The following is a 25,082-nucleotide window of genomic DNA, read 5'->3' on the forward strand; positions in this document are numbered from 1 at the left end:
TGGCGGTCGCGGCAGGGTTACAGTAAGGTCCTCGCGGACGGGCCGTCGCCCGCTGCGCCATCATGAACAGCCATGGCCGCCGCGTCGCCTCACGCGGCGAGGCCGTGGCGCACGGGGGATCAGCATGAATCGCGGATTCGAAGGCGTCAGGCCGGCGTCCGAATCATCCATCGAGATCAGCTTCGAGTTCGAAGGCCGGCGCTGCGTCGAGCGCATCCGCGCCAAGCCCACCGCCGCCAACCTGAAGCGCGCCGCCGAGCGCAGGAGCGCCATCCAGGCAGCCATCGCGCGCGGCGATTTCGATTACGACACCGAGTTTCCCAAGCGCGGCGCTGCCGGCAAGCCCACTCAAGATCCAGCATGACCAGCGATACCTCCATACCCCTGCAGGACCTGACGCCCGACACTTTCCGCGCCTATGGCTGGATGCTGGGCAAACCCATGCCGGACGGCAACGGCGTGCCGCTGCACACCAACTCCGCGACGGATTTCTGGCAGGAACACGTGTTCAACACGGGGGGCGGCGGCGACGCCGAGCTCTTGTGGGTCAACTATCGCAGCCGCGACGCCGATATCGCCAGCCTGGAAAAGCACCTGCTGACCCAGCAGGCCATCGTGCCGCTGACCGGCGCGGTGGTGCAGGTGGTGGCGCAGAGCGCGCAGGACGGCAGCCCGGACCTGGCCACGCTGGCGGCCTTTCGCGTGCCGCAGGGGCAGGGCGTCTGCATGCGCGCCGGTTGCTGGCACGCGACGCGCGTGGCCGGCGGCGAAGTGGCCTGCCTGATGCTCACGCGCCGCTCGACCACGCTGGACCTGATCCAGCACCTGAGCACGGACGCATCGATCACGGAAAGCGCCATCGCGGCGATACCGGCGCGTCGCCTGACCGGCCTGGAACGCCTGGACTGAGCCGCCCGGCGGGGCGACGGCGCTAGAAGTCGTCGCTGCGCCAGACCTTCAGCACGCGGCCGAAGATCTGCAGGTCCATGCCTTCGGTGATGTCCCAGGCGTCGTACTTGGGGTTTTCCGACTTCGCGCGGATCAGCAGGCCGCGCGCGCTGGGAATGCGCTGCAGGCGCTTGATGAACCCCTCGTTGCCGACGCGGAAGAAGAACACGCCGTCGATGTCGGCCTTTTCCACGCCCAGGTCCACCAGCAGCGGATCGCCCGGATTGAACATGGGCCGCATGCTGTCGCCGAAACCCGTCACCACGCAGAGCTTGTTGGCCGCCGTGTAGTGGCGCACGTTCCTGTGCAGCCATTCCTGGCTGACGCGCAGGCTCTGGATCACGCCCGGCTGGTCGCGCAGTTCCACGCCCGCGCCCATGGCGCCGCCGGTGTCGAAGCGAGGGATACGCAGGTCATCGTCGTCCGTGGGCGACTGGTGCGGCGAGTCCAGCACCAGCGAGCCGGATCCCGAGCCGGCGTCGGCCGATTCGTCCAGCAATTGCTCCAGCGTCAGGCCCAGCCCGGCGGCCAGCCGCGAGGCGTACTTCGAGCGTTCGCTGTCGCGGCCCTCGAGCGCGGCGATGGTGCCGACGCCCACGCCGGTGCGCGCTTCGAGTTGTTCGAGGGTGAGGCCGAGCGCGCTGCGGTAGCGCCTGATTTGTTTTCCGAGTGGCATGGGGTGGGACGCTAACAGTTGTGGAAAATTGTGCAACAACAAATGTTGAAATCAAGATTATACATTTGTAGAATTGCTGCACGAACCACACGAAATATGTACGTCTTTCAGATGGAAGTATTGGTAGCGTTTTGCTACTGAAACCCGGCTGCCCGCCGCTGGGCGCCCTGGCGCGCGCCCGGGCCGGCGCGGCGTCGGCAAGGCCGGCGGCGGAGCCGGGCAAGGCAATGGATCACATGGACAAGGAGCGGCAGATGGAACAGGCAAGGCAGGCGGTATTGCGGGTGTCGCAGGGCTGGGTCGCGCCGGCGCGGCGCGAGGCGGCGGTCACGCCCAAGGCGGCGGCGCCGCGCGCGATCATCAGGCTGGCGCCGCGCACGGCGCCCACGGAAGCCGATCAGGCCGAAGCCCTGATCATGGACTGGTATCACTGGACGCGCGGCTATCGTCCCAGGCTGGGCGTGGGCCGCATCGCCGCCTTCGCGCGCGGCATGGTGCCGGACGACGCCTATGTCGACAGCGAAGACGTGGATGCGCGCCTGAACGCCGCGCGTTGCCAGCAGGTCGATCTGTGCATCGACGAGCTGCCCTGGCAGCAGCGCGCCGCCATCGGCGTGCATGCCGGCAACAAGGCCGCCGGCGCGGCCGTGTTCCGCAATCCGCGCCTGTCGCCGCAAGCGCAGCATGCCGCCTACCTGGACGCGCGCGCCGCTCTGCTGCCGGCCCTGCGCCGGCGCGCGCTGCTGGCCGCCGGCCAGGTGCGACATGCCGATCGCCAAAGCGCTTGTGAGGGTCGGGCGGCCGCTGCATAATTACTTCCGTCGGGGCAAGTTGCGCCCGGCCGAAACAGAACCCGCGGAACTGCACCGACAAGCAGGCCGCGGGTTTTTTGTTGTCGGCCGAGACGCGGCATTCCGACAGGTTTTGCTAGAGGCTCCCGGGCGCATGCCCCGGAGCCTCTTTTTCTTCACAGAACCATTCCGGCCGCGGCGTTCGCTACTTGCGGGACGCTAGCGCATCGCCATGCGCGCGGCCCGGTGGTTCCTTCCTTCATGGATGAGCGGCAGGGTCCGCAAGTCCGTTTCGCCCGCCATTTCCGGCGGGTTTTTTTTTGGAGTCAGCAATGGCTGGTACTACCGTTTCGCAATTCGTTCAGACCCAGGGCACGCAGCTGGAAGTGTCCACCACGAGCACCAACGACCTGGCCGCCACCGGCCTGACCTACGCCGACCTGGCCATCACCATCAAGGACCCGAACTTCCAGGGCGGCCAGACCACCGAGATCGACGTCACCGTGCTCAAGTCCGCCGCCAAGGAATACGCGCTGGGCCTGGACGACAGCGGCACCTTCAGCATGGCCGGCAACTGGAAGGCCGGCGACGCCGCCCAGAAGGTGCTGGTCGCGGCCCGCAGCGACAAGAAGAGCCGCGCCTTCCGCGTGACCTTCGCCGACGGCTCGAAGTTCGAGTTCCTGGGCCTGGTCACGCAATACCAGTGGCAAGGCCAGCTGGACAACGTCGTGTCCGCCACGTTCAACGTGCGCGTCACCGGCGCCGTCAAGATGACCGACGCCCCGGCCAACGGAGGCTGAGCGCCATGACGGACACGTCGATCAAGGCCCGCGCCAAGGCGCCGGCCAGCTTGCGCGACCGGGTCACCGATCCGCTGGCGGGCTTTCGCTCGGAAGCGCTGAACGTTCCCGAGTGGGACGGCGCCAGCGTGATCGTGCGCGCGCCCAGTCCCAGCGATCACCTGTTCCACATCCGCGCCATCTGGGCCGCCGCGGGCGTCACGCCCGGCGAGGCCGATGACAGCGTGCGCGCCAAGCTGGACGCGCCGGGCGTGGACTACACCCGCGCCTCGGCCAGCCTGCTGGTGCGCACGCTGTACGAGCAGACCGAGGCCGGCCCGCGCCGCGTCTTCGGCGACGCCGACGTGGATGCGGTGGCTGCGGCCTTCGGCCCGGCGCACCTGATGCTGGCGGCCAAGGCGATCGAGCTGGGCAACCTCGGGGAGGGAGCCGACGCGCACGCAAAAAAGCCTTCCAGGAAACGCCAGACCTCCGTTTCCTGATGATCCTGGCCCTTCGGCTGGGCCGCACCCTGGGCGAGTTGATGGACGCCATCGACACCCATGAGCTGTCCCTGTGGCGGGAGTTCAACCGCCAGTCGCCGCTGGGCGACGAGCGCGCCGACCTGCTGGCCGCAAGCCTCGCCGCCGTGGTGGCGCAGGCGGCGGGAGCCAAGGTCCGCGTCACGGACATGCTGGTGCGCTGGGACGCCGACGATGCGCAGCCGTCCGCCGAGGCGGGCGCCGACGCGTTGAAGGCGTTCCTGCTGTCGAAGGTCAACAAGGGGTCTTGATGACGTGTCCGGCCCGCCGCGTGCGGGCCGGGGGCGGCACGATGATGTGTGGAAAATCATGACGAACAACTCAAGCAGCGTCGCCGCGCAACAGGCCTTGGACAGTGCTGTGAAGCAGACGACCGCCAGCCTGAAGGCGCAGACGCTCGAAATGCAGAAAGCCGCGCTGGCCATGCGCGACTACAACAAGGCGGCGGGTCTGGCCGGCACGACGGGCAAGGCAGAAGCCGTCTCGCTGAAAGCCTCCAACGCCGAACGTGGCAAGTCCGTGCAATTGCTGGGCAAGGAAACGCAGGCGCGCCAGTCCTCGCTGGCGGATCAGGCCATTGCCGACATGGACCGCGCCCTGGCGCTGTCGGGCAAGACCTCCGCGGCGGACAAGATGGTGTACGAAACCTCGCGCGGCAAGTTCGCGGGCGAGGACGAGGGCACCAAGAACATGCTGATGTCGGCGGCCAGGGAAACCGACTGGAACGACGAGGAAAGCGCACGGCGCGCCTATATCAACAGCGTGACCGGCAAGAATCCGGAACGCGACGCCGAGAACGCCAGGAAGCTCGGCTGGGCCAGGGACGAGTACGCCAGGGGCGGCCTGACCGACACGGAGCTCTACAAGCAGGAACGCGAACTCGGCAAGAAGGACGACCCGGACTTCATGACCAAGCTGGTCGATAGCCTGACCGACTCGGCGCGCGAGGGCGCGGGCAAGATCCAGGACATCCTGGGTACCCGCATGTATGACTTCGTTTCCGACAAGTTCGACAAGATGGGGCTGTCGTTCCTGAACTCGGTGGCAAAGATGGTCAGCTCGGCCGCGTCGGCCAAGCTCATGGACCTGATGTTCGGTGATTTCACTAAGGGCGGGCCCCTAGGCGGCTTGCTTGGCGACATCGGCGGATTTTTCGGGGATATCGGCAATTCGGTGATGGGTCTCTTTGGGTTTGGTTCCCAGCCTGTCGCACAGGCCTTTCCGGTCAAGTTCGCGACAGGCGGAGCATTCACTAACGGCATCGTCAACCGCGCCGTCGCCTTCCCCATGGGCCTGATGGGCGAAGCCGGTCCCGAAGCCATCATGCCGCTGCAACGCGGCGCCGACGGCTCGCTGGGCATCCGCGCCTCCTTCGCCGGGCTGCCCCAGGACAGCGGCGCCGGCACCGGCGCGGGCGGCGTGGCCGTGAACGTCTACGTGCAGGACGGCAACGTCAGCGCCAGTTCCGATTCCGGCGAACCCGGCTGGAAGCAGTTCGGCCAGCAAATCGGCGAGTACGTCACGCAGCTGGTGGACCGGCGCATGTCGCAGTCCTACCGCCAGGGCGGTCTCGCCTGGCAGGCCAGCAACAACCGTTTGGGAGCCTGAGCATGGCATTCGAAGTCTTCAACTGGTCGCCGCGGCCCAATCCCGTCGGCGCCTTCAAGGACCGCACGCTGCGCGTGCAGTTCGGCGATGGCTACGAGCAGGAAGCCGCCGACGGCATCCATACCGTTACGCAGTCCTGGCCGCTGCAATTCGTGGGCAACGAGGTCTACGTGCGTCCCATCCTGGATTTCGTGCGCCGGCATGCCGGCGGCAAGTCCTTCCTGTGGACGCCGCCGCTGGGCGAGGCGGGCCGCTACAAGGCGCGCTCGCTGTCGGTGCAGCCCATGGGCGCGGACATGTACACCATCGCGGTCACGTTCGAAGAGTCCGTGGCCCCCTGAAGCGCGCGCCGGCGGACCCGGTCGGGCGCGCGCAATTTCCGCGATGCGGATGGAGTTTGAGCAAATGGGCATCAACGCAGACATACAAAAACTTGAGCCGGGCGCGCTGGTCGAGCTGTTCGAGCTGGACGCCAGCGGCATCGGCGGCGAGGTCCTGCGGTTCCACGGCTACATGCAGGTCGGACCGATCTTCTGGCAGGGCCAGCGCTACGAGCCCTGGGCCATCCAGGCCGAGGGTTTCGAGCAGGTGGGCGAAGGGCAGCAGCCCTCGCCCACGCTGCGCGTGGGCAACATCGGCCAGGACGCGCAGGGCCGGCCGCTGGCAGGCGTGATCTCGTCGCTGTGCGTGCACCTGGACGACCTGGTGGGCGCGCGCGTGGTGGCGCGGCGCACGTTGGGCAGATACCTGGACGCCGCCAATTTCCCGGAAGGCAACCCCAGCGCCGATCCGCGCGAAGAGCTGCCGCCGGAAATCTGGATCGTGCAGCAGAAGACGCTGGAGACGGCGAAGGTGGTCGAGTTCACCCTCGCCAGCGCGCTCGACTTCAACGGCCAGAAGCTGCCCGACCGGCCCATCATCGCCGGCGTGTGCGCGTGGCTGCGCAAGGGCGGCTATCGCGGCCCCTACTGCGGCTACACCGGCGGGCGCATGTTCGACCTCAACGGCAACCGGGTCACCGATCCCACGCTGGACCGCTGCTCGGGCCTGATGTCCGACTGCAAGCAGCGCTTTGGCGAGTACGAGGTCATCAACTTCGGCGGCTTTCCGTCGGCCGACCTGATCAGGGGCTAGCATGCGCAAGAAGACCTTGCAGGCGATCCGCGACCATGGCGTGGCGGCTTATCCGCTGGAATGCTGCGGCCTGGTGCTCAAGTCCGGCCGGCGCGAGTGGTATCAGCCCTGCCGCAACACGGCGGCCAGCGCCGAGCACTTCGTGATGTCGGCCGAGGACTACGCCGCCGCCGAGGAAAGCGGCGACATCGTGGCCGTGGTGCACTCGCATCCTGACGCGCCGGCCGCGCCCAGCGAGGCCGACCGCGTCGCCTGCGAGGCCTCGGGCCTGCCCTGGTACATCGTGGCGGTGGAAAAGGCCGACGACGGCGGCGTCGCCGCCGGCGAGATCCGCGGCTTCGCGCCCGAGGGCTACCGGGCGCCGCTGCTGGGCCGCCAGTTCGCGCACGGCGTGCTGGACTGCTACACGCTGGTGCGCGACTGGTACGCGCGCGAGCGCGATATCGTCCTGCCCGATTTTTCGCGCGATGACGGCTGGTGGGAACCCGGCAAGCCGGGCGACCTGTACATGGACCACTACGCCGAAGCCGGTTTTCGCCCCTTGCGTGCCGATGAAACGCTGGGGCCGGGCGACGTGGTGCTGATGCAGGTCCGCTCGGATCGCGCCAACCACGCCGGCGTGTTCCTGGGCGACGCGGCCCTGGCCGAGGAACCCGGGCTGCACCCATTGCCGGACGCCATGCTGCATCACCTGTACGGACGCGATTCCGAACGCGTGGTGTACGGCGGCTTCTGGCGCGAATCGACCCGCGCAGTGTTGCGCTACCAAGGACAAGCATGATCGAAAGAATACGTACCGTGCGGCTGTACGGCTGGCTGGGCCGCGCCTTTGGCCGCGAGCACCGGCTGGCCGTGGCCAGCCCGGCCGAGGCGGTCAGGGCGCTGTGCGCGCTGCTGCCCGGTTTTGAGAAGGCGCTGGCCGACAGCGATGATCGCGGCGTGCGCTTCGCCTGCTTCGCGGGCCGGCGCAACCTGGCCGAAGACGAGCTGGGCCTGCCGGTGGGCGACGATGCCATCCGCATCGCGCCGGTGCTGGCCGGGGCCAAGAGCGGCGGCCTGTTCCAGACCATTCTCGGCGCCGTGCTGCTGGCGGCGGCGACCTTCTACTCGGGCGGAATGGCCGCGGCCTTCAAGGCCGGCACCTGGGTCAGCGCCGTCGCCGCCATGGGCGCGTCCATGATGCTCAACGGCGTGGCGCAGATGCTGTCGCCGCAGCAGCGCATGCTGAGCGTCAGCGACGGCCCGGACAACGGCGCTTCCTACAACTTCAACGGCCCCGTGAACACCACGGCCCAGGGCAATCCCGTGCCGCTGCTGTACGGCGAAATGTTCGTCGGCAGCGCCACCATCTCCGCGGGCATCTACTCGGAAGACCAAGCATGAAACAACGACAACGCATCAGGAAAAAGGCGCCCGAGGGCGCCTTTTCTCATGGCGCGCCCCTCCCGGCCGGCCACAAGGGCGGCAAGGGCGGCGGCGGCGGCCGCACGCCCGTGGAAGTGCGCGACAGCCTGCACAGCACGGCCTATGCCCGCGTCATCGACCTGCTGGGCGAGGGCGAGATCTACGGGCCGGTGCATGGCATGGACAACGCGCTGCGCGACGTCTACCTGAACGGCACGCCGGTCGCCAATGCCGATGGCACGCTGAATTTCAGCGGCGCGGCCATCGACTTTCGCACCGGCACCCAGCTGCAGGAGCCGCTGCCCGGCTTTCCGGCGGCCGAGAGCACCATCGCCGTCGGCGCCGAGCTGAAGGCCGCGCAGCACTGGACGCGGCTGTTCGCCAACCTGCAGGCCTCGGCCATCCGCGTCACGCTGGGCGTGGAAGGGCTGAGCAAGGCCAACACCAAGAATGGCGACATCAACGGCTATCGCGTCGAGTACGCCATCGACCTGAGCGTGGACGGCGCCGGCTATCAGGAAGTGCTGGCCAGCGCGTTCGACGGCAAGACCACGCAGCGCTACATGCGCTCGCACCGCATCGAGCTGCCGCGCGCGCGCCAGGGCTGGAGTATTCGGCTGCGCCGCATCACGCCCAATGCCAACAGCAATACCATCGCCGACCGCACCTTCATCGACAGCGTCACCGAGGTCATCGACGCCAAGCTGCGCTATCCCATGTCGGCCGTGGTCGGCATCAAGATCAACGCCTCGCAGTTCCAGAGCATCCCGACGCGCGCCTATCACGTGCGCGGCCGCATCATCCGCGTGCCGTCCAACTACGATCCCGAACTGCGCAGCTACAGCGGCGTCTGGGACGGCACCTTCAAGCTGGCCTGGACCAACAACCCGGCCTGGGTCTTCCACGACCTGATCAGCAACGACCGCTACGGCCTGGGCACGCGCGTGCCGGCCGGCTGGCTCGACAAGTGGGGCCTGTACCAGATCGGCCGCTACTGCGACGAGCTGGTCGACGACGGCTTCGGCGGCAAGGAACCGCGCTTCACCTGCAACGTCTACCTGCAGCAGGCCGCCGACGCCTACCGCGTGGTGCAGGACTTCGCGTCCATTTTCCGAGGCATGGCCTACTGGGCCAATGCCTCGGTGTTCGCGGCCGCCGACATGCCGTCCGACCCGGTCTATACCTACTCGTCGGCCAACGTGGTGGATGGCAAGTTCAGCTACGTGGGCTCGGCCCTGGGCACCCGCTACACGGTGGCGCTGGTGTCGTGGAACGACCTGTCCGAGATGGGCCGGCAGAAGGTCGAGTACGTCGAGAACCGCGAGGGCATCGCGCGCTACGGCATCCAGCAGGTCGAGGTAACGGGCTTTGGCTGCACCTCGCGCGGCCAGGCGCATCGCGTCGGTAAGTGGATGCTGCTGACCTCCAACCTGGAAACGCGCTCGGTCACGTTCTCGGTGGGCCTGGACGCCTGCCGCGTGCGTCCCGGCAGCATCATCCGCGTCGCCGACCAGCACCTGGCCGGCCGCCGCATCGGCGGCCGCATCCGCGAGGCCACGACCACCGTGGTCACGGTGGACGCGGAGCTGGGCGTGCGCCACGGCGACCGGCTGACCGTCAACCTGCCCAGCGGCGTGTCCGAGACGCGCGTGGTGGCGGGCGCGGTGGGCACCGGGCTCACCGCGGACAACACCGAGTTCACCGTGGACACCACCGAGCTGACCGCCGACCTGGTGGGCCTGCCCGGCGCGGTGCTGCACATCACCGTCACCGCGCCGTTCTCGCAGGCGCCGCAGGCCGAGTGCGTGTGGACGCTGGAATCCGAGGCGCTGTCGGCGCAGACCTTCCGCGTGCTTGCCGTCAAGCGCAAGGAAGGGCTGGTGGCCGAGATTTCCGCCATCCAGCACGAGCCCGGCAAGTTCGACAATGTGGACTTCGGCACGCGGCTGGATCCCAAGCCCATCACGGTCGTGCCGCCGTCGGTGCAGGCCGCGCCGCAGAACATCCGGCTGGCCTCGCGCTCGGTCATCGACCAGGGCATCGCGCGTCACGTGGCCGAGATCTCGTGGGCCGCCGCGCCGTCCGCCGTGGCCTACCACGTGCAGTGGCGCCGCGACAATTCCGATTGGGTCGAGGCCGGTCGCACCGGCTCGCTGACGCTGGAACTGCCCGACATCCGCGCCGGCGCCTATGTGGCGCGGGTGCGCGCCATCAACGTCGCCGACGTGTCCTCGGTCTGGGCCAGCTCGACCGAGACCCAGCTCCAGGGCGACCTGGCGCCGCCGCCGGCGCTGGCCCAGCTGGCCACGCAATCGCAGGTGTTCGGCATCGGCCTGCGCTGGGGCTTTCCGGAAGGGCGCTTCACCGCGCAGCGCACCGAGATCTGGTACGGCCCGACCAATGACCGCGCCAGCGCGATCAAGCTGGGGGATTTCGCCTTTCCGCAGAACGCGCACACTTTATCTGGCCTGTCCGCCGGCAAGCGTTTCTACTTCTGGGGCCGCATCGTCGCCCTGAACGGCGAGATCGGCGCCTGGTATCCGGACGGACAGGGCGTGATGGGCGAGGCCAGCTGGCAGGCCAGCGAGATCCTGGAATACCTGAACGGCCAGATCAAGCGGGACCAGCTGGCGCAGGAACTGACCTCGACCATCGATGGGCTGACCACCGGCCTGGACCAGGCGCGCGCCGCGATCACGGCCGAGAAGACGGAGCGGGTCGACGCCGACGGGGCGCTGGCCACGCGGGTGGACACCACGCTGGCGGTAGCCAATGGCGCGGCCGCCGGCGTGCAGGAATCGCGCACGGCGCTGGCCGGCCTGGACGGCAAGCTCAAGGCCACGTGGAGCGTCAAGGCCCAGGTCACGCAGGACAACAAGGTCTATGCGGCAGGCATGTCGCTGGGGGCATACACCAATCCCGACGGTCAGGTACAAAGCTCGGTGTATTTCCTGGCCGACCGCTTCGGTTTCCTGAGCCTGGCCAACGGCGCGGTCACGACGCCGTTCGTGATCGAGAACGGGCAGACGGTGATCAATGATGCGGTGATCGGGACTGGGCGGATCACGAACGCGATGGTTCGCAACCTGGACGCCGAGAAGATCAACGCCGGCTACCTGAACGTGGATCGTCTCAATGCGGGTTCCCTGACCGCAAAGATGGCCACCCTGACGGATGCATACATCAAGACCGCGAACATCGGTATTGCTCAGGTGGATACGCTGCGCATTGCCAGTGGCGCGGTAGTGGTGAACAACTCGGTCAGTTTTTCTCTGAAGATGGGCGTGTATTCAGGAACAACGACCGCTTCGGTTTCTATTTCGCTCAATGTGCCTGCGCGGATTTTGGTCATGCAGAATCACAACTTTTCGGGCGACTATCGATGGGAGAACAATCCGCACGGAGTCTGGTCTTCCAATTTTGGCTTCAGCGGCATTGCGCCTGCATCCTGGTTGAGCAGGTCCTTGGATCCTGGAACCTACACCTTGACTGTTACGTTTCCTCGTCCCGGAGATGGCTATGGATATGCCTCCGGGGATATCGCTTTGATGGGACTTTTGCGATGAAAACCTTCTCTCTCTATGACGCGGACGGGCGCATTTTCAGTATGTGTTCCTTGCAGCAGGACCTGATTGACGATGTCGCAAATTTGAATCAGGCGATTGGCCATGTCGAGGGGGCTGTCGACGGCAGTACGCACTACGTTCGTGATGGTCAGGTAGTGCCGAGATTGGACAATCCGGCGATTCTGCAAGACCGGGTTTTGAGCAGTCTTCCGGTGCCTTGCGAGATCCTGATCAACAACCGCCGATACGAAGCGACCACGGAAATGGCCGAACTGGAATTCGATCAACCGGGAAGCTACCGCGTATCGGTCCAAGCCTGGCCCTACCTCGACAAGGAGTTCACCATTGAAAATCCGGCATAGCGAGCCCTACGCGCCCCTGCGCGCGCGGGCCTACCCCGCCATCGGCGACCAGCTCGACGCCATCATGAAATTCGCCTGCCATCTTCGCGATGCCGGCCAGCCGTTGCCGGCGTCGGTGCAGCAATGGGTGGATGACTGCCAGCGCGTCAAGCAGCGATATCCCAAACCCGTCCAGGCGGCCGGCAGTTCCGGCCCCGCGAACGAGCACCCGCCCGCTTAGCGGGTTTTTTTTCGTCCGGCGTCAGCCAGCCTTCGCGCCGGCGCGCGGGCGAATTACAGGGCACTTCATGAAGAAACTCGACACCATCAACATCGGCCAGTCGCCGAACGATCACACCGGCGATGCGCACCGCACCGCCTTCGATCGCATCAACCAGAACTTCCAGGCCATTGGCCCGGCGATCGGGCTGCTGGAAAGCCAGGCCATCGCCCGGCCGCTGGACGAGCCCGGCACGGACCTGAACGCACTGGCCGATACCGGCGTGTACTACCAGAACGCCGACGAGCGCGCTGCCAGCGGCAAGAACTATCCGCTGCCGCGCGCCGGTCTGCTGCGCGTGTGGAACACCGGCGCGCTGCGCTATCAGGTCTACATCAGCGACGGCGCCGGCACCGCCGTGGCGCCGCATATCTTTTGGCGCGTCTGGCACGCGGGCGCGTGGACCGCCTGGTCGCGCGCGGCTGAGCAATCCGACCTGCTGGCCGTGCAGGCCCTTGCGGCCGCCGCCATTCCCGCCGCGCAGAAGGGTGTCGCGCTGGGCGTGGCCACGCTGGACGGGCAGGGCCTCGTTCCGCAGGCCCAGGTTTCGCCGCTGCGCGCCGCCAGCCTGCCGCTGGCCGCCCATGACCTGGACGGCACCGTCGCGCCGGGCGCCTACCGTCAGGAAGCGGACGCCGGCGCGGCGGCGGGCGCGCACTATCCCGCGCCGCGCGCCGGTTTCCTGGAAGTCCAGGCCGCGGGCGATGCCGTGTTGCAGGCCTATACCGCCGACGCAGGCGCCAGCCAGGCGCCGCAGCGCTATTGGCGCGTGCGCGGCGTGGACCGGTCATGGTCGGCCTGGGCCGAGGCCGTGGATCAGGACTGGATCCGCGCCTATCGCGGCGCGCCGAAGGGCATCGCCGCGCTGGACGAGGACGGCGCCGTGCCCGCCGTGCAATTGCTCAAGCCCCTGCGCGCGCATGCCTTGCCCTACATGGGCCCGCTGCCCGCCGAGGCCGACCTGGACAACTACGCGCTGCGCGGCCTGTACACGGTGGCGTCCATTTCCGCCGCCAGCGCCGGCAAGCATTTCCCGGTGGCCCAGGCCGGGCAGCTGGAGGTACTGTCGGCGGCGGGGCAGGGCGACCAGCCCGTGTCCGGCGCCGTGCAGGTCTATCGGGCGCTGAATTCGAACAGCGCGTACACGCGCTCGCTGGTGGGCGAGAGCTGGACGCCGTGGAAGAAGATCGCGACCACGGAGGACATCAACGAAGCCAGCGGCAGCTACATGACCCATGTGCGGCTGGCGGGCGCGGGTGTGGACCTGAACCGCTGCTACCTGGGCGAGAGCTACTACACCTGGGACGCCGGAGAGACGATGACGGCGGGACTGAACTTCCCGCCCGCCGCGCCCGCCGCTGGCGTGCTCTACACCGCCGTGGCATCGACCGGCCGCGTGCTGCAGACGGCGCTGCTGGACGCGGGGCCGGCGGCCAAGCCCGGCATGTACACGCGCTCCGGGGACGGCGCGGCCGGCGCCTGGGGGGCGTGGCGGATCTCGGGCGGCCTCAGCGGCGTTGCCCAGCTGCCGAAGGCGGACGCCGGCGAGGTCTATGTGGACGGCATCGGCTGGATGGCATGGGATGCCGCCGCGCCCGCCGGCTATTACCTGAAACCGGGACAGCGCAATACCCGGCTCGAGATCACGGCGTCGGGTTCGGTGCCGGTGCCTGCCTATGTGCGCCGGGTGTTTGTCCGCGCGATCGGCGGCGGCGGAGGCGGGGCGTATTCGCATCAAGGCGCGACCGAGAACACCCCCAGCTATGGCACGGTCTACATTGGCTCCGGCGGCGGCGCGGGCGGTGGCGCCGGTGAATACTACGAAGGCGAACTGGCCGTCGCGCCCGGCATTCCTCTGGCCATCACCATCGGCGCCGGCGGAGGTACCGGCAGTTCTACCACCGACGGCACAGCGGGTGGCCAAACCCTGATCCAGCAAGGCGCCTCCGTGCTGAAAAGCCTGTCTGGCGGGGGCGGAGGCGGTCGCGCCTCGTATACCTTCGGCGGTGTTTCGGGCGCGGGCGGCGGGCAGCCAGGCGGTACCGGCACCGCTTGGTTCGCAGGCTTGAGCGGTTATGCCTCTCCGCCCGGCAATGGCGGCGGCGGTGGGTTCTCGCCATTTGGCGCAGGGGGGGCCGGCGGACATCGATCGGGTTCGCTCGACTATGCCGGCGGCGCCGGTTATCCGCCGCATTCCCGTGCCTGGGGCGCGGGCGGTGGAGGAGGCGGCGGCTCGCGTGGCGCCGCCAATGGCAATTACGCGGCTGGCGCGGCAGGTCGCTCCGGCATCGTCATCCTGGAGTATTGAATGACACAAGAAAACACGCCTACCCATGATCCCGCCACGAGCGCTGGCAACGCGGCCGGCGCGGCGCTGATCGCGCTGCTGCTGGATCACGACGGCCTGGCCGTCAACGCCATCATGCTGTCTCCGGACCGCGCCTACGAGCCGCCCCAGGGCATGACCTTGCTGCGCGACTTCCCGTCGCACTGCGGCATCGGCTGGCGGCGCGCCGGCGGCGAATGGCATGCGCCCGCGCCATTGGTCACGGCCGGCAACGCGGAGCCTGGCACACCATGACGCCGGCCCTCAAAACCATCCGCCTCTACGGCGCCCTGGGCGCCGAATTCGGCCGCCTGCACCGCCTGGCCGTCGGCAGCGCCGCCGAAGCCGTGCGCGCCCTGTGCGCGCTGCTGCCCGGCTTCGAGCGGCGCATGCTGGACAGCGGCGACAAGGGCGTGCGCTATGCCTGCTTCATCGGCCGGCGCAACCTGGCCGAGGACGAACTCGGCCTGCCTGCCGGGCAGGACGAGATCCGCATCGCGCCGATGCCGGCCGGCGCCAAGCGCGGCGGCCTGTTCCAGGTGATCCTGGGCGTGGCCATGATCGCGGCCAGCTTCATTCCCGGGCTGAACGTGGCCATGTGGTCCGGCACCACCGCCACGTGGTCCGCCGGGCTGGCGTCCATGGGCGCGGCCATGGCGCTGAGCGGCGTGGCGCAGCTGCTGACGCCGCAGCAGCGCCTGCTCAGCGTCAAGGACGGTCCGGACAACGGCGCTTCCTACAACTTCAACGGCCCGGTCAACACCACGGCGCAGGGCAACCCCGTGCCCGTGATCTACGGCGAGATGATCGTGGGCAGCGCCACGATCTCGGCGGGGATCTACTCGGAGGACCAGGCGTAGCGCGGACCGTCCCGACCGGAGGTTGGGGACGGCGGAAAGCCAGCATTGCGGCCATCCCGCAGCAGACCCATGCCGGCGACATGCCCGGCCGTCGGCCCAGGGGCGCCGACGGAGCGCTTGCGCTCGTGCCTAGAAATCCACCGTCGCCGACAGCATGAACGTGCGCGGCGCGCCCAGGCCCAGGCTGGTCAGCTGCGGCATGCCCCAGTAGGCCTTGTTGGTCACGTTCAGCACGTTGGCGCGCAAGGTCACGGGGTGGTTGCCGACCGTGGTGGCGTAGCGCGCGCCCACGTCATAGACCACGCGTCCCGGCACCGACAGCGAGTTGTCGGCGCTGATGTACTGCTTGGTCGCGGCGGTTGCGTTGGCGGTGAGCGTGAAGCCCTGCACGGCGGGCACGTCCCATTCCACGCCCAGCTTGCCCTGCAGCTTGGGTACGCCGGTGGCGGTCTTGCCCTGGTTGACGCCGCCGGCGGTCTTGGTGAGCTCGGGGTCGACGTAGGCCACGCCGCCCATCAGGCGCAGGCCGGTCCACGGCGTGCCGAAGAAGCTCCATTCCACGCCACGGTTGCGCTGTTCGCCGCCGAAGGAAAAGACGTTGGTGTATGGATCGGTGTAGCCGTTTGGACGCTTGATCTCGTACAGGCTGACGGTGTGGGCGAAGTCGCCCAGGTCCAGCTTCAGGCCGATTTCCTTCTGCTTGGTCTTGTAGGGCGCGAACACATCGCCGGCGTTGGCCGCCGTCATGGGCGCGGTGGCGCCCTGGCTCAGGCCTTCGATGTAGTTGGCGTAGACCGACACGCGGTCTGTGACCTTGACCAGGATCGCGGCGGCCGGCGTGGTCGCGCTTTCGTCATAGCGCGAGGTGCGGTCGCCGGTCTTGATGTTGTAGGTGTCGCTGATCACCTGCTGGCGGCGCACGCCCAGCGTCAGCTGCACGCGGTCCTCGGCGAACGACATCGTGTCGGCCAGGCCGTAGCTGGCCAGGCGCAGCTTGGTCTTGGAGATGTGTGGCGCGATGAAGGCGGGCGCATCGCCCCAGACCGGGTGATAGATGTTGGTGGTCCAGTCCGCGCCCGGCACGCTGCGGCGGCCGTAGTCGTTCTGCGTGTGCGAGTAGTGGGTGGCGTTCAAGGCCCATTGATGCTTGACCGGACCGGTGTCGAGCTTGCCCTTCAGGCCCAGTTCGCCCGAGCGTTTCTCCACATCGAAGGCCAGCTGGCCCATGACCGTCTTGAAGTCGCCGGCCGGGTTCAGCACCTGGGCCGAGATCGCGCCGTTCTGCTTGTAGTTGGTCTTGCTGGCGCCGAAGGCCGCATAGGCCATGAGCCGGTCGCTGATGTCGTACTCGCCGCGGATGACAGCGCCCTTATCCTTGGTCTCGACGAAGGCCCAGTCCGGGTTCAGCAGCGTGTCGGGCTTGGGCGGCCTGGGCACGGCGATGCCGGGCGCCAGGCTGATGCCGCGCGTCTGGCCCTTGACGCGGTCTTCGCTGCTGTACAGGTCGGCCGAGACGCGGGCGCGCTCGCCGCGCCAGTCCAGGCCCAGCGACCCCAGCTGCGACTTGTGCTTCTGGTTGTTGATCGCGCCTTCGCCGTCGCGGTACACGCCGTTGAAGCGGATGCCGAACTGCTTGTTGTCGCCGAAGCGCCGGCCCAGGTCCACATGGGTGCCGAACTGCGCGTCGGACATATAGGTGCCTGTCAGGCGCGCCAGCGGATCGTCGCCGGCGCGCTTGGGCACCAGGTTGACGCTGCCGCCGACGGAGCCGCCGGGCGGCATGCCGTTGAGCAGCGCGGACGGGCCCTTCAGCACGTCGATGCGCTCGAACATCTCGGGCGAGACCCGGTAGTAGGGCGAGATGCCGTACAGCCCGCCGAAGGAAACGTCGCCGATGGCCGATGAGAAACCACGGATGTAATAGAACTCGTTGATGGCGCCGGTCTGGCCGTTGCTGAACACGGTGGGATCGGTGGCGGAAATCACGTCGGTGATATCCCGAGCCTGCCGGTCCGCGATGAACTTGTCCGTGTAGCTGATGGTGTTGAACGGCGTCTCCATGAAGTCCTTGTCGCCCAGCAGCCCGACGCGGCCGCCGGTCGCCACCTGGCCGCCGGCGTAGGCGCCGACTTCCTCGGCATGCCCTTGCACCTTGATGGGCGCCAGGGTTGCCGCCTCCGTCGAGGCCGGTGCCGCGCTGCCGCTCGTCTGCGCCAGCGCGGAGGACGCCAGTGCGCCCAACGTCAGGCCCAGCAACAGCGCGGTGGCGCGCGGCGCGGGCAGGCCGTTGCGGGAGTGCGCCGCCTGTCCGGCGGACCGGGCGGTGCGTTGTGTATGGCCGAGTGTGGTCATGCCAGTTTCCTTTCGTTCGAAACGGGGTAGCGGTTGCCGGCCGGAGCCGGACAAGAAAGCGAATAGCGGGAAGCCAGGGACCCGATGCCGGGTCAGCGTTGATAGCCCTTGATCACGTCATCGATCAGCAGCTTCAGCGAGGTCACGCTGGCGGCGGTGATGTACCAGGCGTCGGCGTCGACGAACACCACGCGGCCGTTCTTCCAGGCATTGGTCTGGCGCAGCAGCGGGTTGGCCATGCGCTCGGCGTCCATGACGGGACGGCGCTCCATTACGGCGCTGCGGTCCACCACGTAGAGGATGTCGGGATTGGCCTCCTGGATGAACTCGCTGGATATCGGCTGGCCGTGCAGACTGGTCTCGACGGCGGTGCTGGCGGGCTGCACGCCCAGGGCGTCGAACACGAAGGCATAGCGCGACTGCACGCCGAACGCGCTGAAGGCGCCGTTGTTGTGCATCACGATCATGGCCTTCTCGGGGCGGCCGGCGGTCACGCGCCGGGCTTCTTCCACCTTGGCGTCCAGCTCGGCGGCCTTTTGCCGCGCCAGCGCTTCCTTGTCGAAGATGCGGCCCAGCGTCAGCAGGTGCTGCTTCACGGTGGCGATGTGGGTGCGCTGGCTGTTCTTGTAGTCCACGTCGAAATGCAGCGTGGGCGCGATTTCGGCCAGCTCCTGATAATGATTGGCCTGGATCGGCGTGATCAGGATCAGGTCGGGCTTGAGCGCGTGCACGCGTTCCAGGTTGGGCTGCACGATGGCGCCCAGGTCCTGCACGTCGGGCGCGTCCTTGTATTTGGACAGGAAGTGCGGCACATAGTCCTTGGTCATGCCGGCGATCGGCACGCCGAGCTGGTCGAGGAAATCGGCCTCGTTCATGTCCAGCACCGCGACCTTGCGCGGCACATTGGCGACCGTGGTGGTGCCCAGCTGGTGCTTGACCGTGACGGGCGCGGCCAGCGCCTTCGCGGCTTTCGGCGCTTCTGCGGGGCCGTCGCCGCAACCTGCCAGGACGGCCGCCACAACCATTGCCGATGCCGCTGCCCGGCGCTTGATCTTCCAGTACACGCTCATGCTCCAGAGGGGGTGAAGTAATTGCAGAGACGGCCGCGTCCGTTCGGCACGATCTCGAAATCCAGGTCGTACAGTTCGCCCAGCCGCGGCTCGGTAACGACCTCGTCGACCGGGCCGCTGAAACGCAGCGCGCCATGCTTGAGCGCCACGATGTGATCGGAATAGTTGGCCGCGAAATTGATGTCGTGGATCACCAGGATCACGGTGCGCCCATGCTCGTCGCACAGGCGGCGCAGCGCGCGCATGATCTGCACCGCGTGCTTCATGTCCAGGTTGTTCAGCGGCTCGTCCAGCAGCAGCACGTCGGTCTGCTGCGCGATGGTCATGGCCAGGAAGGCCATCTGGCGCTGGCCGCCGCTCAGTTCGTCCAGGTAGGACTGGCGCAGCGGCGCCAGGTCCAGGAAGGCGATGGCCTCGTCGATGGCCTTGCGGTCCTGGGCGGTCAGCGCGCCGCGACTGTATGGGAAGCGGCCGAAGGCGACCAGCTCGTCCACCGTCAGGCGCAGGTTGAAGCCCGGCGACTGGCGCAGCGTGGCCACGCGCCTGGCGTAGTCGGCGATGCGGATGGCGCCGGCGTCGCGGCCGTCCAGCAGGATCTGGCCCTGGCTGGGCGCGTGCAGCCGCGCCATCAGCATCAAGAGGGTGGACTTGCCGGCGCCGTTGGGGCCGATCAGCGAGGTGACGCGGCCGGCGGGGAATTCGCAGCTGACGTCGGCCAGCACCGTCTTGGCGCCATAGGCTTTGTGGAGATTGCGGACGGCGATCATGAGGTGCCTCGGGCGCGGACCGTCAGCGCCAGGAAGTACGCGCCGCACACCAGGTTCACCAGGATGCTGACGGTGGTCTTGTAGTTGAAGACATGCTCGACCAGCAGCTGGGCGGCGAGGAAGATGGCGATCGCGATGGCGCAGCCCAGCGGCAGCACGATCCGATGCCTGACGCTGCCCGCCAGCGCATAGGCGATGTTGGCGACGAAGATGCCCATGAAGGCCGTCGGCCCGATCAGGCTGGTCGACACCGCCACCAGCACGGCGATCAGCGCCAGGTAGCGCCGCACATGGCGCGGATGGTCCACGCCCAGCGACAGGGACTGTTCGCGGCCCAGCGCCAGCACGTCCAGCACCGGCAGCGATTTGCGGCAGGCCAGGCAGACGGCCGCCACGGCCAGCGCGGCATAGAGCAGCGTGTCGGGCCGCGCGCGGTTGAACGAGGCATAGCTCAGGCCCTGGAACACGGCGAATTCGCCCGGGCTGATGCGCAGCTGCACGAACTGCGTGAAGGTGCCGATCACCATCGTCAGCACCAGCCCGACCAGCAGCAGGAGGTACACGTCGTTGCGGCCGCCGCGCAGCAGCCAGCGATGGATGCCCCAGGAGTAGGCCAGCATCAGCAGCAGCGACACGAGGAAGCCGCCGCCCGCGCCCAGCGCCGCCTGGGCCTGCGCGCCGGCCAGCAGCAGGAGCAGCGACTGCCACAGCAGGTAGACCGCCTCGTAGCCCATGATGGCCGGCGTCAGGATGCGGTTGTTCACCAGCGTCTGGAACACGATGGCCGACAGCGCCACGCAGACGCCGCCGACGACGATGGCGGCCAGCCGGACCAGCCGCTTCGGGATCACGTAGCCAATGTCCAGGCCGGAACCCGCCAGCACGAATACCGCCGCCAGCGCGGCCACCGCCGCCAGGATCAGCCACAGGCGGGAGACGCGCCTCATCGCAGCCCCCGCAGGATCAGTATCAGGAACAGCACGCCGCCCACGCCGCCGGCCGTCAGGCCGATCGGCACTTCGAACGGGTACATCAGCAGGCGGCCGACGATATCGCAGGCCAGCAGCAGCGAGGCGCCGCCCAGCGCGACGATGGGCAGCGTGCGGCCCAGGTTCTCGCCATAGCGCATCGCGACCAGATTGGGCACCACCAGCCCGATGAAGGGAATCGCGCCCACCACGATCACGCTGGCGGACACCGTCACCGCCACCAGCACCAGCCCCAGCGCGGCCGTGGCGGCGTAGCCCAGGCCCAGGCTGGCGGCCATTTCCTCGCCCATGCCCAGCACGGTGAAGCGGTGCGCGTACAGATAGGCCAGCGCGACCACGGGCAGCACCAGGTAGAGGATTTCGTAGCGGCCCTGCACCACGCGCGAGAAATCGCCCAGCAGCCAGCCCTGCATGCTTTGCAGGATGTTGTGGCGGTAGGCGTAGAACTCGGCGATGGCGCTGAGCACGCTGCCATACATCAGGCCGACGACGGGCACCAGCACCGTGTTGCGGAACTTGATGCGGCGGATGATGGCGACATAGACCATGCTGGCCGCGAAGCAGAAGGCCAGCGCGAACAGCATGCGGCTGGCGGTGCCGGCGGCCGGCGCCAGCGTCAGCGACACCAGGATGCCGAGCTTGGCGGCGTCCAGCCCGCCGGATGTGCCGGGCTCGACAAAGCGGTTGCGCACGATGTGCTGCAGGATCACGCCGCAGACGGACAGGCCCACGCCGGTCAGCACCAGCGCCGCCAGGCGCGGCAGCCGGCTGGCGGTCAGCGTCAGCCAGGCGTCGCCCGACATCGAAAAAAGCTGTTGCCATTCCATCTGCCGCGCGCCGATCAGCACCGACGCGCAGCTCAATGCGAGCAGCAGCAGGGACAGGCGCAGACGCATCAGGGCCGCGCTCCGTCGGTCGCCGTGATGCGCCAGCCCTTGGCCGCCTGGCGCTGGGCCAGGAACTCGGCATAGCGGCCCTGGCGTTCGCGCAGTTGCGTCGGCGCGCCTTGTTCGACGACGCGGCCGTCTTCCAGCACCACGATCTGGTCGGCCATCGCCACGGTGGACAGCTGGTGCGCGATCACGACCAGCGTGCAGCGGCCGCGCAGGCGCGCCAGCGTCTCGGCGATGACGTGCTGGTTCTCGGCGTCCAGCGCCGCGGTCGCCTCGTCCACCAGCAGGATGGGAGCGTCCTTGAGCAGCGCGCGGGCGATGGCGATGCGTTGGCGTTCGCCGCCCGACAGCCGCGCGCCGCCCTCGCCGACCGGGGTGTCCATGCCTTGCGGCAGGCGCGCGACGATCTCCGTCACGCCGGCCTGGCGCGCGGCTTGCATGAGCTCGGCCTCGGTGGCGCCGGGCTTGCCGATGCGGATGTTGTCGGCGATGCTGCCCGTGAACAGATAGCTGTCCTGGAAGATCTGGCTGAGCTGGCCGGCCAGTTGCGCGCCTGACATCCTGCGCACGTCGACGCCGCCGATCAGCACGCTGCCCTGGCTGGCGTCGAAGAAGCGCGCGATCAGCCGCGCCAGCGTGGTCTTGCCCGACCCCGACGGGCCGATCAGCGCGGTCATGCTGCCCGGCGCGATGCGCAGATCGATGCCGCGCAACACCTCGGCCGCGTCGGGCGCGTAGCGGAAATGCAGGCCGCGCAGCTCGATGGCGGCGTCGCTCGGCGCCCGGGGCGCGTCCGTCTCGGGCAGCGGCTGGACAGCGAACAGGTCGCGGATCGCGTCGAGCTGTCCGCGCGCGCCGCGCAGCGCGTCGCCGTAGCCGGCCACTTCCAGCAACGGATCGATATAGCGTCCCACCAGCAGCAGGGCGACGATGGCGCCGATCACGTCAGGCGTCGCCATGGCGCCGCCCAGGCTGCCGTTCAGCCACACGGCCGCCGCGACCAGCAGCGCGGCGAACACGGCCTGGATCGCCCATACGTTCAGCACCGCCGCCAGCGAGGACAGGAAGATCAGCCGCGTCGCCGATTGTCGTTGCCTGTCCACCGCCTGCTCCAGGAAGCGCATGCCGCCGCCTTCGCCATTGAAGGCGCGCAGCACCGATTGCGCCTGCGAGAACTCCACCATGCGCTGGCTGGCGCCGGCGTAGCGTTCATGGAACGCGCCGTCCGCGTGCCGCGCCAGCCGGCCGGTCAGGAACAGCACGCCGGCCAGCAGCGGCAGCGCCGCCAGCGCGATCAGCCCCAGCTGCCAGTGAAGGGCGAACAAGGCGGCGACGATGACGAAGGGCGTCACCAGGCCGCCGATCACCGGCGTGAACACGTGCGCGGGCAATTGGGCCACGGCCATCGTGCCTTGCGTGACGATGTGGGACAGGCGCGCCGTGTTCTGCGGCGTGAACCAGCCTACCGGCAGGCTGGCCACATGGTCGCCCAGGCGGTGGCGCGCGGTTTGCAGCACCGTGGTGCCGACGCGCACGCCGGCCTGTTCAACCCGGCGGCGCCACGCCCAGCAGGCGACCACGCCAGTCAGCAGCGCGGCCAGCCAGCGCGCGGCGCCGCCGAGGTCGCCGGCCAGCAGCCGCGAGAGCAGCGGCGCCAGCGCGGCGATGGTCAGCCCGCAGAGCAGGCCATGCGCCACGGCCATCCAGGCATAGCGGCGAAAGACGGGCGCGTCTTCGCCCAGCAGTTGCAGGAAGGTTTTCAGCATGGGAATTCCGGGAGATGCGCGGGCGCCTCGTAGCCGCCCATGGCCCAGAGGCGCGCGTAGCGGCCCTGTTGCGCCAGCAGTTGCGCATGCGTGCCGTGTTCGGCGATGACGCCGCCGTCCAGTACCAGGATGCGGTCGGCGTGCATCACGGTGTCGAGCCGGTGCGCGATCACCAGCAGCGTGCGGCCCCGCGCGAAGCGCGACAGGGCGTCCTGGATCGCGACTTCATTGCCGGCATCGGCGGCGGCCGTGGCCTCGTCCAGCACCAGCACGGGCGGATCCAGCAGCACGGCGCGCGCGATGCTCACGCGCTGGCGTTCGCCGCCCGACAGCAGGGCGTCTTCGCCGACCACGGAGTCGTAGCCGCGCGGCAGCGCCAGGATGCGTTCGTGGATGTTGGCGGTGCGCGCGGCGTCCTCGATCTCTGCCTGGCTGGCCGAGGGCCGGCCCAGCGCGATGTTGTCGCGCACGCTGGCGTGGATCAGGCGCACGTCCTGCAGCACGAAGCCGATGCGGCGGTACAGCGCCGTGCTGTCGAGCTGTCGCAGGTCGGCGCCGCCCAGCGTGATGCGGCCGCTGGTGGGGTCGAAGAAGCGCAGCAGCAGCCGCGCCAGCGTGGATTTGCCCGCGCCTGACGGACCGACGACGGCGGTGACCGTGCCGGGCGCGAGCGTGAAGCTGAGGTTCGACAGCGCCTGATGGTCCGGGCCGTAGGCGTAGCTGACGTCCTCGAAGCGGATTTCCTGGCCGTCGGGCTGCTGCTGTTGGCCGGGCGCGGGGACGTCCAGCGTGGGCGTTTGCAGCAGCGCCTGCACGCGCTGGGCCGCGCCGGCCGCGCCGCCCAGGTCATGCAGCAGCGTGTGCAGCAGCAGCATCGGCGCGCAGATGCCCGGCGCGACCAGCGCGAAGGGCAGCACGTCCAGCGGCGCCATCCAGCCCAGATGCGCGTACAGCAGGCCGAAGGCCAGCACCAGGCCCAGCACCGTCACCGGGGCGATCATCGCGTGGGCATGGGCCATGGTGCCCACCAGCGGGCGCGCGAAGGCGGCGAAGGCGCGGGCGAAACCGTCGACCGCCTCGCGATAGCCGCCATGCGCGCGGCCGCTGTCGCCGAAGGCCTTGATCACGGGTATGCCGTTGACGAACTCGACCGTGGCGCTGTTGATGCGGCCGAGCCGTTCCACGAATTCCTGCATATGCGCGCCGCTGGCCTTCATGGCGCGGCGCAGGAACAGGAAGAAGCCCGGAAACGGCAGCAGCGCGACGATGGCCAGGCGCCAGTCCATGGCGAACAGGTAGGCCGCCGACGCGACGATGGCGCCCGCCGCGCGTCCCACGGCGGTGTAGAAGTGCGCGGTCAGGCTGTGCAGGGTGGCGATGTCGTCCTGCAGCACCTGCTTGACCTCGCCCGAGGCGCGCTGCGTGAACCAGCCCAGCGGTACCCGGGACAGCCGCCGCGCGGCGGCCAGGCGCAGGTGATGGGTGAGGCGGTTGTCGGCCAGGTGGGCGGCCAGTTCGCCGGCCAGGATCAGCGCCATGCCCGCGAACAGGCTGGCCACGCTGGCGATGACCAGCGTCCAGATGTCGCCGCCGGCGCCGCCCAGGGCGATCTGCGCGATCCGGACCATGCCCGCCAGCGGCGCCAGCGTCAGCGCGGTGCCGGTCGCGGCCAGCGCCGCCGCCAGCATCAGGCGGGCGCGGATGGGCGCCAGGGCCCAGCGGATCGGGGAGGGAGGGTTTGGGCCGGCCGCGGCCGCGTCACGAGCGCTCATGGAACAGGGGCATCCAGGAATACGGAATTGGCGGGTTTCCCGCCCGGTCGCCCCCCGGAGGCTGGGGTGGGATAGTCATGGAAACGCAGATGTAAATGAGAATCTGAACTAATTAGATGAATTAGTTTACGAATACTAAACTAATTCGGCCGGCGAAGTAAACTCCCCGTTCAGAGGCTGGCGCGGCAGAACCCCGGGTTGCCGCCCATCACACGGAG

At 68.6% G+C, this 25,082-nt stretch carries 25 protein-coding genes; 17 read left to right on the forward strand and 8 right to left on the reverse strand.

Annotated elements, in window-relative coordinates:
* Positions 1-124: 124 nt before the first annotated feature.
* Positions 125-364 (forward strand): Arm DNA-binding domain-containing protein, encoded by a 240-nt coding sequence (locus tag AC6LJ9_RS04115; RefSeq protein ID WP_212315762.1) that lies wholly within the window; start codon positions 125-127, stop codon positions 362-364.
* Positions 361-909 carry an ureidoglycolate lyase gene (locus AC6LJ9_RS04120; RefSeq protein ID WP_498146534.1) on the forward strand — a complete coding sequence of 183 codons (549 nt, stop codon included), beginning with the start codon at positions 361-363 and terminating at the stop codon, positions 907-909. Before AC6LJ9_RS04115 ends, AC6LJ9_RS04120 begins: the two co-directional genes overlap by 4 nt.
* Positions 910-931: 22 nt before the next feature.
* Here the strand turns inward: AC6LJ9_RS04120 and AC6LJ9_RS04125 are convergent, their stop codons facing one another.
* Entirely contained in the window at positions 932-1,624 is a 693-nt protein-coding gene (locus AC6LJ9_RS04125) for an XRE family transcriptional regulator (RefSeq protein ID WP_498146535.1), read from the reverse strand.
* A gap of 227 nt (positions 1,625-1,851) precedes the next feature.
* On the opposite strand from AC6LJ9_RS04125, the gene AC6LJ9_RS04130 reads away from it, so the two are divergent.
* The 15 genes from AC6LJ9_RS04130 (at position 1,852) to AC6LJ9_RS04200 (ending at position 15,255) form a co-directional block, all read left to right on the forward strand.
* Positions 1,852-2,436 carry a hypothetical protein gene (locus AC6LJ9_RS04130; RefSeq protein WP_498146536.1) on the forward strand — a complete coding sequence of 195 codons (585 nt, stop codon included), beginning with the start codon at positions 1,852-1,854 and terminating at the stop codon, positions 2,434-2,436.
* A 311-nt stretch (positions 2,437-2,747) separates the two neighbouring features.
* Positions 2,748-3,215: a phage tail tube protein gene (locus AC6LJ9_RS04135; protein ID WP_103271255.1), complete on the forward strand. Its 468-nt coding sequence runs from the start codon at positions 2,748-2,750 to the stop codon at positions 3,213-3,215.
* A 5-nt stretch (positions 3,216-3,220) separates the two neighbouring features.
* Entirely contained in the window at positions 3,221-3,697 is a 477-nt protein-coding gene (locus AC6LJ9_RS04140; protein ID WP_103271254.1) for a phage tail assembly chaperone, read from the forward strand.
* The gene (locus AC6LJ9_RS04145; RefSeq protein ID WP_103271253.1) at positions 3,697-3,987 is read left to right on the forward strand and encodes a phage tail assembly protein T; all 291 of its coding nucleotides are present in this window, start codon (positions 3,697-3,699) and stop codon (positions 3,985-3,987) included. Before AC6LJ9_RS04140 ends, AC6LJ9_RS04145 begins: the two co-directional genes overlap by 1 nt.
* Positions 3,988-4,045: 58 nt before the next feature.
* Positions 4,046-5,344, forward strand: coding sequence for a phage tail tape measure protein (locus tag AC6LJ9_RS04150; RefSeq protein ID WP_498146537.1), 1,299 nt, complete (start codon positions 4,046-4,048; stop codon positions 5,342-5,344).
* Between the two features lie 2 nt (positions 5,345-5,346).
* Positions 5,347-5,685, forward strand: a complete 339-nt coding sequence (locus AC6LJ9_RS04155) for a phage tail protein (RefSeq protein ID WP_498146538.1) — start codon at positions 5,347-5,349, stop codon at positions 5,683-5,685.
* 64 nt (positions 5,686-5,749) lie between these two features.
* Positions 5,750-6,478 (forward strand): phage minor tail protein L, encoded by a 729-nt coding sequence (locus tag AC6LJ9_RS04160; protein WP_498146539.1) that lies wholly within the window; start codon positions 5,750-5,752, stop codon positions 6,476-6,478.
* 1 nt (position 6,479) lies between these two features.
* Positions 6,480-7,259 carry a C40 family peptidase gene (locus AC6LJ9_RS04165; RefSeq protein ID WP_498146540.1) on the forward strand — a complete coding sequence of 260 codons (780 nt, stop codon included), beginning with the start codon at positions 6,480-6,482 and terminating at the stop codon, positions 7,257-7,259.
* A complete protein-coding gene (locus tag AC6LJ9_RS04170) occupies positions 7,256-7,861 on the forward strand; it encodes a tail assembly protein (protein WP_498146541.1) in 606 nt (201 codons plus the stop codon). Before AC6LJ9_RS04165 ends, AC6LJ9_RS04170 begins: the two co-directional genes overlap by 4 nt.
* Entirely contained in the window at positions 7,858-11,448 is a 3,591-nt protein-coding gene (locus tag AC6LJ9_RS04175; protein WP_498146542.1) for a TipJ family phage tail tip protein, read from the forward strand. Before AC6LJ9_RS04170 ends, AC6LJ9_RS04175 begins: the two co-directional genes overlap by 4 nt.
* The gene (locus tag AC6LJ9_RS04180) at positions 11,445-11,810 is read left to right on the forward strand and encodes a hypothetical protein (RefSeq protein WP_498146543.1); all 366 of its coding nucleotides are present in this window, start codon (positions 11,445-11,447) and stop codon (positions 11,808-11,810) included. The genes AC6LJ9_RS04175 and AC6LJ9_RS04180 overlap by 4 nt, the downstream gene beginning before the upstream one ends.
* Complete coding sequence (locus tag AC6LJ9_RS04185) at positions 11,794-12,030, forward strand: hypothetical protein (protein ID WP_498146544.1); 237 nt, start codon at positions 11,794-11,796, stop codon at positions 12,028-12,030. Before AC6LJ9_RS04180 ends, AC6LJ9_RS04185 begins: the two co-directional genes overlap by 17 nt.
* A gap of 67 nt (positions 12,031-12,097) precedes the next feature.
* Positions 12,098-14,377, forward strand: coding sequence for a pyocin knob domain-containing protein (locus AC6LJ9_RS04190; RefSeq protein ID WP_498146545.1), 2,280 nt, complete (start codon positions 12,098-12,100; stop codon positions 14,375-14,377).
* Entirely contained in the window at positions 14,378-14,650 is a 273-nt protein-coding gene (locus AC6LJ9_RS04195) for a hypothetical protein (RefSeq protein WP_498146546.1), read from the forward strand.
* On the forward strand, positions 14,647-15,255 hold the full coding sequence (locus AC6LJ9_RS04200) for a tail assembly protein (protein WP_498146547.1): 609 nt from the start codon (positions 14,647-14,649) through the stop codon (positions 15,253-15,255). The genes AC6LJ9_RS04195 and AC6LJ9_RS04200 overlap by 4 nt, the downstream gene beginning before the upstream one ends.
* A gap of 129 nt (positions 15,256-15,384) precedes the next feature.
* On the opposite strand, the gene AC6LJ9_RS04205 is transcribed toward AC6LJ9_RS04200, so the two are convergent.
* The 7 genes from AC6LJ9_RS04205 to AC6LJ9_RS04235 form a co-directional block, all read right to left on the reverse strand.
* Positions 15,385-17,607 carry a TonB-dependent receptor gene (locus tag AC6LJ9_RS04205; RefSeq protein WP_498146548.1) on the reverse strand — a complete coding sequence of 741 codons (2,223 nt, stop codon included), beginning with the start codon at positions 17,605-17,607 and terminating at the stop codon, positions 15,385-15,387.
* Positions 17,608-17,699: 92 nt separating this feature from the next.
* On the reverse strand, positions 17,700-18,677 hold the full coding sequence (locus AC6LJ9_RS04210) for a siderophore ABC transporter substrate-binding protein (RefSeq protein WP_498146549.1): 978 nt from the start codon (positions 18,675-18,677) through the stop codon (positions 17,700-17,702).
* Positions 18,674-19,444 carry an iron ABC transporter ATP-binding protein gene (locus tag AC6LJ9_RS04215; protein ID WP_498146550.1) on the reverse strand — a complete coding sequence of 257 codons (771 nt, stop codon included), beginning with the start codon at positions 19,442-19,444 and terminating at the stop codon, positions 18,674-18,676. Before AC6LJ9_RS04215 ends, AC6LJ9_RS04210 begins: the two co-directional genes overlap by 4 nt.
* Positions 19,441-20,391, reverse strand: coding sequence for an iron chelate uptake ABC transporter family permease subunit (locus AC6LJ9_RS04220; protein WP_498146551.1), 951 nt, complete (start codon positions 20,389-20,391; stop codon positions 19,441-19,443). The genes AC6LJ9_RS04215 and AC6LJ9_RS04220 overlap by 4 nt, the downstream gene beginning before the upstream one ends.
* On the reverse strand, positions 20,388-21,329 hold the full coding sequence (locus AC6LJ9_RS04225; RefSeq protein WP_498146552.1) for an ABC transporter permease: 942 nt from the start codon (positions 21,327-21,329) through the stop codon (positions 20,388-20,390). Before AC6LJ9_RS04225 ends, AC6LJ9_RS04220 begins: the two co-directional genes overlap by 4 nt.
* A complete protein-coding gene (locus AC6LJ9_RS04230) occupies positions 21,329-23,092 on the reverse strand; it encodes an ABC transporter ATP-binding protein (protein WP_498146553.1) in 1,764 nt (587 codons plus the stop codon). Before AC6LJ9_RS04230 ends, AC6LJ9_RS04225 begins: the two co-directional genes overlap by 1 nt.
* The gene (locus AC6LJ9_RS04235) at positions 23,086-24,864 is read right to left on the reverse strand and encodes an ABC transporter ATP-binding protein (RefSeq protein ID WP_498146554.1); all 1,779 of its coding nucleotides are present in this window, start codon (positions 24,862-24,864) and stop codon (positions 23,086-23,088) included. The genes AC6LJ9_RS04230 and AC6LJ9_RS04235 overlap by 7 nt, the downstream gene beginning before the upstream one ends.
* Positions 24,865-25,082 lie beyond the last annotated feature (218 nt).

The organism is Achromobacter sp. 1011811831 (assembly GCF_059760905.1).